The sequence below is a fragment of the Ruminiclostridium cellobioparum DSM 1351 = ATCC 15832 genome, assembly GCF_000621505.1.
Classification (GTDB): Bacteria; Bacillota; Clostridia; order Acetivibrionales; family DSM-1351; genus Ruminiclostridium; species Ruminiclostridium cellobioparum.
Window position 1 is genome coordinate 47144 of sequence record NZ_KK211297.1, and the last position, 12397, is coordinate 59540.

The window sequence follows — 12397 nt, forward strand, 5'->3', positions numbered from 1 at the left end:
TTTCTATAAGTATGTTATTAATTTTATACAAATATTTAAATAAAATCAAGATTATATGTGGGTAAATTAACGATTATTATTATAAATAATGAAAACCAAATCTATTTGAATCCATATTTTCATTATTTCTGATTTGAGATATAATAACATTGTTATCATAAATAAAATTGTCAGATTAGAAGGGTTTACATGAAAAAAGTAACTACGGCAGAACTTAAGAAAATAAATCGCAGCAATATTTTTAAACTTATTTATAAAGAGCAGAAGATTTCAAAACAGGATATAGCAGCCCGGCTGCAGCTTAGCATGCCGCCTGTCACACAGTGTTTGAAGGAATTGGAGCAGCTTCAGCTCATTGAAAAAAATGGACTCTTTGAATCATCGGGCGGAAGAAAACCACAAGTAATCAGCTGTATACCGAAAAGCCGGATAAGCTTCGGCGTAGAGATCCTCAAAAATCAGATAAGAATTGTATCTATCGATATATACGGTAAAGTGCTGAAGGAAAACCGGCTTGATCTGGCCTATTCTAATACGGAGGGTTATTACAGGCATTTGGGGGAATTCGTCAACTCCTTTATTTCAGCAATGCACGTTGCCTCCAAGCGGATACTGGGAGTGGGAATAGCTGTACAGGGCCTTGTCTCGCCTGACGGCAATTCAATCACTTACAGCACCATACTGGAGTGCACCGGTGCAAGTTTGGAAGACTTCTGCGAATTTATAAATTATCCGTGCAGGTTGACCCATGACTCGGAAGCGGCCGCTTATGCCGAACTATGGTTTTCCAAAGATATCACCGATGCAATCTATGTTTCTTTGAGCAAAAACCTGGGCGGCGCCGTTGTAATTAATTCTGCCATATATAAAGGACAGGGAATTGGCAGCGGACTCATCGAGCATATGGTTATAAAACCCGGCGGACGGCAATGTTATTGCGGAAAAAAAGGTTGCCTTGAAGCCTATTGCTCTGCCGACGCATTAGTCGGAGAAGCTCGCAGTCTGGATGATTTTTTCGCTTCCTTACGATCTGGAAAAGCAGAAGAAACTGCCCGCTGGCATCAATACCTGGATGATTTGTCCACCGCTATTAATAACATGCACATGCTGATTGATTGCGACGTTATATTGGGAGGCCATATTGCCCCCTATTTGAATGAAAGCGATTTTGACGAATTGCTTGCATTTGCACATGAAAAATGTTCATTTGCTGAGAAGCGCCGCTACATTCACACAGGGAAGTGTACACATGCTGTAGTTGCAACCGGCGCAGCACTTTTGTTTGTCAACGACTTTCTGGATTCGATATAGTCGAATTCTTTATTTCCTTATCTCTTTATCAGTTAATGCATTGGCTGTGGCATAGACTACACACAAATCATGGGGTGTACATAAATGCAGCAACCGTTCAAGCTTGCTCAGCATTTCAGTATTCTCAGCCTTAACCGGGAAGAACACCCTGTCTACTGAGAAATTCAAAGTGACAGCAATACTGTGGAGAAGTTCTACTGACGGCATTCTGCTTCCCGATTCCAGCTGTTTTACATGGACAGGCGTCACTCCAAGCATTTCTGCCAGTTTTTCCTGAGTTAATTTGTTTTCTATCCGGGCGTTGCGTATGGCGGCCCCAAATTCTTTTCGATTCAGCATAATATACTCTAAGCCTCCTTTATAGTAATCTTAAAGAATACAAATATACTTGAAAATTAGCGAAAAGAATACTAAAATATATTCTTATAGAATACCATAAAGCTGGCAATTTTATGCATAGCGGATGAAACTCCTACGAAAGGAAGCAAAAAAACATGAATATGGAAGCAAAAAACACTTCCCCTCTTTGCGTTTTAATTTTATCGGACCGACTATTAAATTATGCTCAAAAGCTGGCCGATTACCTGACTTCAGTCGGGATTCAGGTTGCCGCCCTTGCCACATCCAAAGAGCAGGCACTGATGTTTTGCGACGAGAGGATTGATTTTCTCATTATTGCGGGATACTTAAAGAATCAGATAAATTATGGAATCATTAAAGAATGCGGAAGCCGGGGGCTCCCCGCTGTTGCGGTGCATTGGGCCATGCTGGATGACCTGATCTCCGGCTACTGCAGGACGTATAAAATTCCATTACAATTTGAACGAACTTTGCCTATGGAGGAATTTGTGTTGTTCCTGTGGCAGAACCGCCCTTTACACTTGGCCCTTCCAGATGAGGAAGTGCTGGATGTCCAAACAAAACCGGATGACAAACATCTGAAAATTTTTATATCAAAAATCATAGCGTTTTTACGGAATTTCTTATTTCTTTGATTTCAACAATTTGCAAAAGAGTCAAAAGAACAGGTCGGCAAAATCTATTTATTTTCTTAATATTTTCTGCATTGTTTTACCTTTGGCTAACTCATCGATTAATTTATCCAAGTATCGGATTTGCCGCATTAATTCATCTTCTATTTCTTCTACCCGATATCCACAAATTACTCCTTTGATGAGTGAAACATTCGGATTAATATGAGGTGCTTGTTTAAAAAACGTTTCCATATCCACTTCATTAATTATTTGTTGCTGTAATGAATTTTCATCGTAACCGGTAAGCCAAAAAATGATTTCATCTACTTCTTTTCTTGTTCTTCCTTTTTTTTCAGCTTTTTGTATATAGAGCGGATAGATACTTGAAAAAGACATTGTATAAATGCGTGGTTTCTCCATTTTAAAATTCTCCTTTGATTTTTATAAAAAATAATTATATATTAATAATTTGGAATTTTATATATCTGTCTATGTGTTCCATAAGAACATTTTATTGTTCAGCTTTAATAAATTCAAGAACAAACTCTAAAAATCCTAATATTACCTATGAAAAATTGTATGATCCGGGTGCAGCATATGCTTGAAAAAGGATCTCCTGATTGGTGGACCACAGGTAACGGAATTGACCTCGACGATTTTTATAGGCGTTCCTTGAGTCAGGGACTTTCCTACCACGAAGAGCAATCATGTACATTATATGGATAATGCGCAGTTTACAACTCGACAGGATTAGTTGGTTATATACATAATGAATCGATTTTATTTACTTCCGCACTGGTCTGATATACTTAAAATACCGTTCCGGATTAAAATAAAAGTAAATTATTCTACCGGGGGAAGTATCAAAGCAGTAGCCAGTACCTGCAAAATCAAAAGTTGCCATTGCCTTTTCAATCCTTTCCTCCACACTACGATTTTCCTGCTCATAATCGAATGTCCCATGTTCAAAAACAATATACTCGGCTTCGGGAACATCAATCATAAGCATCTGCGGTGGTACTTCGCCTTTATAATCAAAAGGAAGTCGTACACCATAACACTCTGTGCGTGGTATACCCCAATCGCAGAGTCTGCCGTCCGGGTCATTAATGTACGCCATAATCTGACCGCTGCCGCCGTTAGATTCGCTCCCACCATCGTCATCCAATTTACCCTTGATACTATCGAGTAAGCCGCAGATTGTTTCGCAGTCCTGTCCCGGAATAAGACTTTGCTTTTGCCAAAAATCCCAATACCCATTACTCTCATAGTTTTTAATGTGCAAAAATTTGTGTGCGGGAATGGTTACAAAATAAATTTTAACATCATCTGCAGATTTCATCATACCAATCTCTCCCAATCCTAAAAAGTAGCGGTCGAAAGGGTTTATTTTTGTACGAAGAACGACAGGTTTAGGCTTTTTTCGATATTCACTTGGAGTTACACCATATGTTCCCTTAAAAGCTCTGGTAAAAGCTTCATGTGATGAAAAACCATAATCAAAAGCAATATCTAAAAGGCTTTTTTCACTATCCCGAACCTCTTTCAGTGCAAAGGCTAATTTTCTATGCCGCAGATAATCCCTAAATTGTATACCCGATATTTCTTTGAATTTTCTCGTTGTATAAAATTCGGAATAACCCAGCCTGCGTGAAAGAAAGCGTAGTGTCAAGGCTTCATCATTATAATTTTTAATACATTTGTCAATTTCATCAACGATTATTTGAATTTGCCTCTGCCACTCATACATTCGTCCGTTCACCCCGTTTCAGCCGCCCTACATTTATTATGAAGAAATAGAAAGATTGCTGCTTGATTTTACTTGCTGATTTTCAAGCGTAAAATTCAAATTTGCACATTCACTAAAAAGCTTCGGCTCATATTGCTTTGCTAAGTTGCAAACAAGTTATCATAAATGCTTATACATCATATAACTTGCCGAATTTACCGTTGAGATACTCTATAAAGTATTTTGCACTCAGTTCCTCGCCTGTAACTTTCTTGATTAATTCAGCCGGCTTTAATATTGCACCATACTGATGAACATTTTCCTTTAACCATTTGGTAATAGACGAAAAGTCTCCATTGTAGATTTTATGATTCCAATCTGGAATTTCCTCTTTTAGCTTATTGAAAATTTGCGCCCCGTACAAGTTTCCAAGTGCATAGGTTGGAAAGTACCCAAAATCACCGCCCGACCAATGAACGTCTTGCAATACTCCGTCGGCATAGTTTTCCGGTTCCACACCCAAATACTCCTTATATTTTTCATTCCAAAGCCTTGGAACATCATCAATGTTGATATCACTGTTTATCAGGAGCTTTTCCATTTCATAGCGAATGATTATATGAAGACTATAAGTTAATTCATCTGCATCAATCCTGATTAAAGATGGCTCCACACGGTTGATTGCCTTATAAAATGATATGAGCTCCACCCCTTCAAGCTCTTTATAGGTTTCATGAAACTTTGGATAAAAATAGCTCCAAAACTCCATGCTTTTCCCAAGGATATTTTCATAAAACCGTGATTGCGACTCGTGCATACCCATTGATGCACCTGAACCTAAAGAAGTTCCCTCAAGTTCATCCGGAATATTTTGTTCGTAGATTCCATGTCCGCCTTCGTGAATCATGGAGAAGATTGCAGGTCTGAAATCCGAAGTATCGTATTTTGTAGTTATTCTGACATCCTTATTTCCAAAGTTCGTCGTAAACGGATGCTCGGATACATCGATCCTTCCTCTTTTTTCGTAATCATAGCCGATCTGTCTTAAAATGGTTTCTCCCAGCTTTCTCTGGCTTTCAACAGAGTAATTTCCTTTTAAAAAAGTATCATCAGTTTTAATTTTCGAATTTTTAATTCTTTTAAGTAAATCAACGAGTGATTCTCGCAATTCTCCGAATACTACATCAAGCCTTTCTGTTGTCATTCCAGGTTCATAAATATCTAAAAGACCATCATACTTGCTGCTGGCAAAACCCCAGTATTCAGAGAACCTTTTATTATAAGCGATAAGCTTAGCAAGGTGTGGCTTGAAAATCGAGAAGTCATTTTTCTTTTTAGCTTCCTCCCATGCACTTTGCGAGAGTGACTTATCAATTTCATATTGAATGTACTCAGCTTCAGGTATCTTCATTGCGTAATTATAATTTTTTGTTGTTTTTTCTATCATGGCTTTGGTTAAATCATCCAAATCATCAATTCCATTAAAATAATCGATAAACTCTTTCATTTTTTCTGATGTTGTAAGCTTGTAGCTCTCACCTGTCAGGTATCCAATCATTTCACTTCTGTATCCAATTGCCTCTTTTGGCATATTGACAACACTGTCCCAATGCAACAACGAAATAGAACTGCCCAGATACTCTACTTTTTTAAGATATTCTTTCAATTCTTCAATTTTCGTAATTGTTTTTTTATTCATTGTAATCTCCTTTATTCTTATACTGCTTTTACAGGTATCACTTCATTTGTTCTCCTTATCCATCACGTATCTCCTGTTTTTTTAAGCTTCAATGCCTAAGCTATTTATATCAATTCACGACATCACTATTAGTTTGCTGATAATAGTAATATTATTCGATAAGGGTTTCCATTTTCCTCCATAAAGCTATAATAAAATTCGTATCCGATTCAGGTTGCCTAACGCTTGGCAATGTCACTGATTTTATAAAGAATATTGTTCCAGGTAATCGGTATATCTTCACCGAACATACTCCACAAACTACATTTGCAGTTCTTCTGTACGCAATATTTTTGCTTTTGAATTCATATATGGAAGAATACGAAATTTACGCGAGGATAAGGATATGACACAAACACAGGTTGCAGCATACCTTAATTGCAGTCAAAGAATTTATAGTAATTATGAGCGTGGCGAAGTGGATATACCTACCAGTATCTTAATCAAACTGGCAGATCTACATAATACAAGTACAGACTATCTTCTTAACAGGACAAATGTTAAAAAACCATATTCTAAAGACTGAAGAAACATATGCTTTAGGAGACCGCAACTATTCACACAAATAAAACCCTAAAATCTCTTTGCGTTTAAATGGCTATGTCAATAGCCGCTCATTACAATTGTCAACACCAGATAACCGTTGCCCCAGCATGTCCCAATCCTCCATAAACTGACGTGCCAGATTGGGCCGTCTCCTCACAGCCAGCGGATGATAGGAGACAATGCAGGGATATCCCAGTACAACATGCCATAGCCCTCTCAAATTTTTTACATGGGCCTCCCTATCATCAAACATCGCCTGAACAACCGTATCTCCCAGACAAACCATGAATTTGGGCCCTATGGTTTTTATTTGTTGAATGAGAAATGGTTTACTGAAAGCTCTAACTTCTTCCCTGTTATACCTGCGAAGAGGTCTGCATTTTAAAAGATAGGTCAAATAGATGTCCTCCGGCGGCAAATTGGCTCTATGCAAAGCTGTCTGCAGCGTTTGCCTCGTTCCGCAGACATATTCATTGCCCTCTTTGTCTTCACGGGCGCCTGGATTATTTAAAATTATAACAACAGACGCGCCGGGATTTCCTTCCCCCCAAATGACGCGAGATTTTTCCGTGCATATTTCACATTCTCTATAACCGGCGGCGGCTTCTGGCAATTTGTCTTCCGGCCAAATCCCAGGTTCAAAGCACGACTCCATATTTACCTCCATGAGTTCAAACTAACTCTCCCAAACCTATCGGGTTCATTGTATCAAACATTCAGGGCAGCACTTCATTTATTATATTGCCCACAATTTTGGATATGTTTCATGCCGGCTTACTTAACACCTTCTGAATAGAATTTTAATGCTTCACCGGTAAATTTGGACGCACCATTTCCATACCTGTTATCAGCTTCTTTTGCCCAGGCGGAATCTGACAAATAAAGCTCTGCCATATATCCCAAATAATTTTCTCCCTCGTCTATTTTTAAAGTTTCATGCTGCCTATGAGTCTCATTTGCAATTTCTGCAACAATTTTTTGCATCTCTTCTGAATAAGGATTTTTATTTAAATCAGAGGTAAGCTTTTCATATAATACTTTAATTTTAGGCTGTTTATCGCCCAAATTAGTCTTAAGGGCCTTACCAATAAATATAGCTGCACCGGTGCCATATTTCTCATCAACTGCCTTTATCCAATCGGGAAGCAATAAATAAATTTGTACCATAGAGTACCAATACTCATTTCCCGTATCTATTTTGAAAATTTCGTAATCTCTTTGAGCCGTATTTTTTATTTCTTGTGCAATCCTTTGAATCTCCTTTGAAGAAGGGTCTTTGCCCAAGTCAGCTACAAGCGCTTTATACAATTCTTTCAATTCAGGATGCTTATCCTCCAAACAGTCTTTTTTAAACTCCTCATATTGCTCTGCTAAAATGAATACATTACTATTGTAATTTCTCTTTATAGCTTTAACATATTTTTTAATACTTCCATATTGTTTAATAGCCATCCTGGCAATTTCAACTTCTTTGGATCTACATCTTTCAATAAATTCATTATATTTATCCATACTGCCATAAGCTTTTATTATTTTATCCTTATGTTCTTTTTTAAGATCTTCCAATGCATTAAAATATTCACTCATATCAAATTCTTTAAAACTCATTGCTGTTTCCCCTTTTAATGTTTTATCTATCAATTTGACCAAATCGTTCAATCTATTGCATTTTAATATCAGCAGCTTCTTTTGATTTTCCAAAGCCTGTATTTTATCATAATGAGGACTGTACATTATTTCTTTTACTGCTTTCAGCGGTATATCCAGTTCTTTATAAAACAAAATTTGCTGCAAAGTCATGAGAGCTTCATCATCATAAAGCCTATAACCTGCGTCTGTAACTTCACTTGGTTTTAACAACCCTATTTCATCATAGTAATGTAACATGCGTACACTTATTCCTGTCAGATCCGAAACCTGTTTTACCGTTCTCATTGAATACCTCCATATATAGTTTTGAGTTAATACCCTCTGAAACTCTGACGGGCCGTAAATTCTGCCAGCACTTTAAACCCCGTATTTATCTTACACTATGACATGATGTCAGGGTCAACAATTCTGTAAGCCTATTCATAATCTAATTTTTTCTTTAAAACACAAAAGACCGTTCATTTTCAAATGGCTTGAAAACAAGCGGTCTTTTAAACTTCCATTGGCACAAATCGGTATAACGGATACTGTATCTATTGTTAAAAAGTTTACGAAAATCATGAACATAGACTATATTACAAATTCCATTTTCTCGCTGTTAAAATATGCTTTAAGTGTTTTATTTATATTTTCACCGGACTTGAAAATTATTTCATCCCCAGTGAACTTCTCGATTTCAAATTCATAAGGAATTAATCCGTCAGAATCAATAAATCCTTTATTTTCATACATGTATTGATCCAAAGCATCAACTTTTGTACATGTCTTTGAATCAATTTTAAAAGCATGTATAAAGTGGCGGGAACCTGAATTCATGCTTGTAAATCCGTAAGTATAAATAATACTGCTATCCATTCCGGTATTTATGACAAAAGCATCCGTAACTCTTCTATAATCTTTAAAATAAAGTTTATAGGCCGATACGGTATTGCCCCTTTTACATTGATAAAAAATATACTTTGAGTCTGAAGATTCACCGAAGTTTTCAGGTTTGCCTTCATACCTGATAATTCTTCCCTCCTTAAGCGGCATTACCGGAAACCCAAGAAGTTTTTCAAATTCATTGTCACTTATATTGAATGACTGCTCCGTTCCAAGAAAATCGTACAGCAAATTCATGGTATAGGTTAAGACATTATCGCAATTGTACATTTTATAGTTCTCATCCAATGACGAATCTTCTTTAAGTGCTTTGAATAAAATTTTGAGTTTATCCGGAGTCGAACTTTTGCTATCTACTTCTTTAAACAAATTCTTGTCCAAATCCTCTGTCCTGTTCTTATAGGTCTTGTTAATATCAGAGGAGCCTGCAGTCATCTGATTTGTGCTTGAAGCAATAACTTCAGCTGCTGATGGATTATCAGATTTTCTCACCTTGTTGCATCCTGTGACTGTCAAAGAAAAAAATAATATAAGAGAAATAAAAAAAACCGTTCTTTTCATAAGTACCTCTTAATAACTTTATAGTTGATATCTTTAGCCGCCGCAGATCAATGAATGCTATGGCCGTTTATTTTACTATATCATGAGTGTTGTAAAAACAAAAGGACCCGAACCTGGAAGGTTCAAGTCCCTTTGTTCTTGATTTAATTGCAGTCCAATGTATAAAAAGCTGAACTATCTATATACGCGTACATAATCCACATACATCTTTGCAGGAAATGTGGTAGCTCCATTGGGGCTTCCCGGCCAATTTCCGCCTACGGCAAGGTTGAACAGTATGAAGAAAGGCTTCTGGAATTCCTCAGTATTGCCTGTGCCGTTTTCAATCAGTATTTCATTAAACTGTGCTCCGTCCACAAACCATCTGATATATTTTGAATCCCATTCAATCCTGTATACATGGTATTGTGAAAAATCAATATTTCCTGAAGTCCTTCCAAAAGATGCGTACTGTCCATTATTGTCCCAATGTACAGTTCCATTTACAACCGAATTTTTGTTTACACGCTCCATAATATCGATTTCCCCACATTTAGGCCAAATGGCAGAATCAATATTTGAACCCAGCATCCAGAAAGCAGGCCAGATTCCCTGAGTTTCGCCTGAAGGAAGCTTTATTCTTGCTTCGATTTTTCCATACGTGAACTGGCGCAAGCCTTTTGTCTTTATACGTGCCGAAGTGTAGTTCATGCCGCCATAGGCTTCCTTCTGAGCTGTTATTACAAGGTTTCCTCCTGTTACCTGAACGTTCTGTGAGCGGTTTGTGTAATATTCAAGCTCATTATTTCCCCATCCGCCGCTGCCTGTACCTATATCATATACCCAGTTTGAACTGTCCAGTGAGCTTCCGTTAAATTCGTCGCTCCATACAAGATTGCCGCTGTCTGCAGTATTAAAGATTTTAACTGATGACATTTTGTCATTTGCATCTGTGCCAACCCAGGAAGAACTTGAGGTGTAGGTCCATTTTGTTCCTCCGAAATTATCATGTTCATATACTTCAACAGTCCAGCCGTCAGGAACCTTTAACGAAGACATCCAGTCATTGGGAATTCCTTTTGCGTTCAACTGAGACAGTGTATAATTGCCCACTCCAAGTGTTATTGCTGTTCCCCCATAGTTTATATCGGCATAGAATGTCACTCCGTTTGTTGCTGGCGGTGGTGTTGTCCCTCCGCCGCCATTCTCCCATAGAGCAGGAACATTGGGTGGTTCCCAGCCTGTCAGGGAAGTATGTGCCTGAATACAGGTATAAGTACTCCCGCTGTAGGTTACCGTATCACCTGCCGCATATGCTGTATTCGGAGCCCATGCTCCTCTGGCGGCTGCACTTGCCTGTATTGTAGTAAGAATACCGCACAACAATGCAAGCACCATTACCAGTGCCAGAATTTTGCCAAAGGATTTCTTGCTTAAAGTATGCATTTAATCAACCTCCTTTAATATCACCTTGAACCTGTTCCGTATTCCTCCATCACTATTCAAGAAATACAGAACAAAGTCTTTAAAAAGTATCACCAGCCGATATTGATGATGGCACCTCTGGGACTGGTGGCGTGAATAGCTGAACTCTGGTCGTTCACATCGTCATAGCAGAAACCGTATGCTTTGGCGTTCAAACTGTGGGCATGAAAGAATTTGGCGTAATAATCAGCCGGTCCGGTCTGATAGTAAGCAGAAGGATTATTCAAGTTGGCCGCATTTTCTATGACATGACGATGGAAAGCAGCGCAAATCTGCGCTTGAAGTACCTTTTCAATTTCATTTCCGGTTGCCAGTGTGCCTGCACCTCCCCAAACATCCTCACCGGTAGGTTTATTCACACGGTAAATAGTAGTATCACCGGGCCTTGTAAAATTCATCTGTGTGCCCGATACTCTGCCTGTAAATGTACCTTGAGGAACGGTTAGCACAAAGTTACTGGTGGAATATTGGGACCAGATGCTGTTAATGTAGCTGTTAAAATAAGCACCGTTGGTCTGTCCTGTCCTGAAACCACCATGGATAGGCGCAACAATGCGGTATGGTGCCTGTACGGTAGCCAGGCTCTTGAATTCAGCAGGCACTTCTTTTTGGAATGCACTGAAAATTGATGCTCTGGATTCGGTGATTCCAACCTTTGCAAAGGAAGAATAATTATTGCTGCTGCCGGTAAACATTTCGATAGTATACGGTACACCGAACATATCGACCTGGGTGGTATTAATCCAAACTTCACCGTTAATCACAGCAAACTCCGCCCAATCAAAATATTTATTATAGCTTGAATCCGATGGATTCTCAATATTGGGATAAGCAATACCTACAGTGCCATCCGCCGCCGTATTAAACGGGATATCCAGGGGTGCCCCCATTGAAATATACAGTCTTCCTGAACTCACATAAGCCGGAATCTGGAAGCCGTTTAAAGAACTCAGGGGATAGAAGTAAGGGGATGCATTCTGTCCCGAAACACATTGAGTCATGGTTCCATCGGGTGAAATGGTGCAAAATTGGCCGTTTCTATTCTTGCCAATTATATTGGCATAAATCTGGCTGTTACTGTAAACCCCATTGGTATTGTTATTGAATTGAATGGTCATCTGCATACCGGAGTTCAGCGGAATCAAAGAAGTACCGTTTGATGTATTAATTGTATAAGTGGCTGATGCCACTGCTGAGTCAGTCATTCCTGATTTTACAGCAATAGCTTTTATGGTCTTGGTGCCGGTAACAGATATTGCCCCTGTATACTGGGCAGAGGCTGCTGTAGGTGTTGAACCGTCGGTAGTATACCTGATGGTAGCACCTGAAGTGGCACAGGCTAATGTTACTGAAACTGAAGATGTATATCCTCCTGCCGCAGGATTGAAGGTAGGTGCTGCAACAGTCTGTACCGGAGTTCCGCTGATAACCTTAACAGATGACATCCTGTCATTTGCATCTGTGCCAACCCAGGAAGAACTTGAGGTGTAGGTCCATTTTGTTCCTCCGAAATTATCATGTTCATATACTTCAACAGTCCAG

General features: G+C 38.7%; 12 protein-coding genes. 3 read left to right on the plus strand and 9 right to left on the minus strand.

Annotated elements, in window-relative coordinates; all coding sequences use genetic code 11:
- Positions 1–189: 189 nt before the first annotated feature.
- On the plus strand, positions 190–1311 hold the full coding sequence (locus tag T344_RS0126785; protein WP_027631260.1) for an ROK family transcriptional regulator: 1122 nt from the start codon (positions 190–192) through the stop codon (positions 1309–1311).
- Positions 1312–1320: 9 nt separating this feature from the next.
- Here the strand turns inward: T344_RS0126785 and T344_RS0126790 are convergent, their stop codons facing one another.
- The gene (locus tag T344_RS0126790) at positions 1321–1650 is read right to left on the minus strand and encodes a helix-turn-helix domain-containing protein (RefSeq protein ID WP_004625048.1); all 330 of its coding nucleotides are present in this window, start codon (positions 1648–1650) and stop codon (positions 1321–1323) included.
- A 155-nt stretch (positions 1651–1805) separates the two neighbouring features.
- On the opposite strand from T344_RS0126790, the gene T344_RS0126795 reads away from it, so the two are divergent.
- Positions 1806–2306, plus strand: a complete 501-nt coding sequence (locus tag T344_RS0126795) for a hypothetical protein (RefSeq protein WP_027631261.1) — start codon at positions 1806–1808, stop codon at positions 2304–2306.
- A gap of 48 nt (positions 2307–2354) precedes the next feature.
- Here T344_RS0126795 and T344_RS0126800 read toward each other — a convergent pair whose 3' ends face one another.
- From T344_RS0126800 to T344_RS0126810, 3 genes are all read right to left on the minus strand, one after another.
- Positions 2355–2705 carry a DUF2200 domain-containing protein gene (locus tag T344_RS0126800; RefSeq protein ID WP_027631262.1) on the minus strand — a complete coding sequence of 117 codons (351 nt, stop codon included), beginning with the start codon at positions 2703–2705 and terminating at the stop codon, positions 2355–2357.
- A 364-nt stretch (positions 2706–3069) separates the two neighbouring features.
- Positions 3070–4035, minus strand: coding sequence for a helix-turn-helix transcriptional regulator (locus T344_RS0126805; RefSeq protein ID WP_027631263.1), 966 nt, complete (start codon positions 4033–4035; stop codon positions 3070–3072).
- Between the two features lie 169 nt (positions 4036–4204).
- Positions 4205–5713: a carboxypeptidase M32 gene (locus tag T344_RS0126810; RefSeq protein WP_027631264.1), complete on the minus strand. Its 1509-nt coding sequence runs from the start codon at positions 5711–5713 to the stop codon at positions 4205–4207.
- Positions 5714–6059: 346 nt separating this feature from the next.
- Here T344_RS0126810 and T344_RS30655 point away from each other — a divergent pair, with 346 nt between their 5' ends.
- Complete coding sequence (locus tag T344_RS30655; RefSeq protein ID WP_084331360.1) at positions 6060–6278, plus strand: helix-turn-helix domain-containing protein; 219 nt, start codon at positions 6060–6062, stop codon at positions 6276–6278.
- A 72-nt stretch (positions 6279–6350) separates the two neighbouring features.
- Here T344_RS30655 and T344_RS0126815 read toward each other — a convergent pair whose 3' ends face one another.
- The 5 genes from T344_RS0126815 to T344_RS29445 all read right to left on the minus strand — a co-directional run.
- A complete protein-coding gene (locus T344_RS0126815; RefSeq protein ID WP_027631265.1) occupies positions 6351–6953 on the minus strand; it encodes a uracil-DNA glycosylase in 603 nt (200 codons plus the stop codon).
- A gap of 119 nt (positions 6954–7072) precedes the next feature.
- Positions 7073–8233, minus strand: a complete 1161-nt coding sequence (locus T344_RS0126820; protein ID WP_027631266.1) for a MerR family transcriptional regulator — start codon at positions 8231–8233, stop codon at positions 7073–7075.
- 285 nt (positions 8234–8518) lie between these two features.
- Positions 8519–9322, minus strand: a complete 804-nt coding sequence (locus T344_RS0126825) for a hypothetical protein (RefSeq protein ID WP_162178060.1) — start codon at positions 9320–9322, stop codon at positions 8519–8521.
- Between the two features lie 243 nt (positions 9323–9565).
- Positions 9566–10816 carry a family 16 glycosylhydrolase gene (locus T344_RS31305; protein ID WP_084331361.1) on the minus strand — a complete coding sequence of 417 codons (1251 nt, stop codon included), beginning with the start codon at positions 10814–10816 and terminating at the stop codon, positions 9566–9568.
- A gap of 89 nt (positions 10817–10905) precedes the next feature.
- Positions 10906–12397 (minus strand): beta-1,3-glucanase family protein (locus T344_RS29445; RefSeq protein ID WP_051572326.1); only part of this gene is annotated, 1492 nt, incomplete at its 5' end.

Excerpts from the sequence above, each read along its gene's own strand:
- T344_RS0126805 (WP_027631263.1), bottom strand. The coding sequence starts at position 4,035 with ATGTATGAGTGGCAGAGGCAAATTCAAATAATCGTTGATGAAATTGAC.
- T344_RS0126785 (WP_027631260.1), top strand. The coding sequence starts at position 190 with ATGAAAAAAGTAACTACGGCAGAACTTAAGAAAATAAATCGCAGCAAT.
- T344_RS0126795 (WP_027631261.1), top strand. The coding sequence starts at position 1,806 with ATGAATATGGAAGCAAAAAACACTTCCCCTCTTTGCGTTTTAATTTTA.
- T344_RS31305 (WP_084331361.1), bottom strand. The coding sequence starts at position 10,816 with ATGCATACTTTAAGCAAGAAATCCTTTGGCAAAATTCTGGCACTGGTA.
- T344_RS0126810 (WP_027631264.1), bottom strand. The coding sequence starts at position 5,713 with ATGAATAAAAAAACAATTACGAAAATTGAAGAATTGAAAGAATATCTT.
- T344_RS0126820 (WP_027631266.1), bottom strand. The coding sequence starts at position 8,233 with ATGAGAACGGTAAAACAGGTTTCGGATCTGACAGGAATAAGTGTACGC.
- T344_RS0126815 (WP_027631265.1), bottom strand. The coding sequence starts at position 6,953 with ATGGAGTCGTGCTTTGAACCTGGGATTTGGCCGGAAGACAAATTGCCA.
- T344_RS0126800 (WP_027631262.1), bottom strand. The coding sequence starts at position 2,705 with ATGGAGAAACCACGCATTTATACAATGTCTTTTTCAAGTATCTATCCG.
- T344_RS0126790 (WP_004625048.1), bottom strand. The coding sequence starts at position 1,650 with ATGCTGAATCGAAAAGAATTTGGGGCCGCCATACGCAACGCCCGGATA.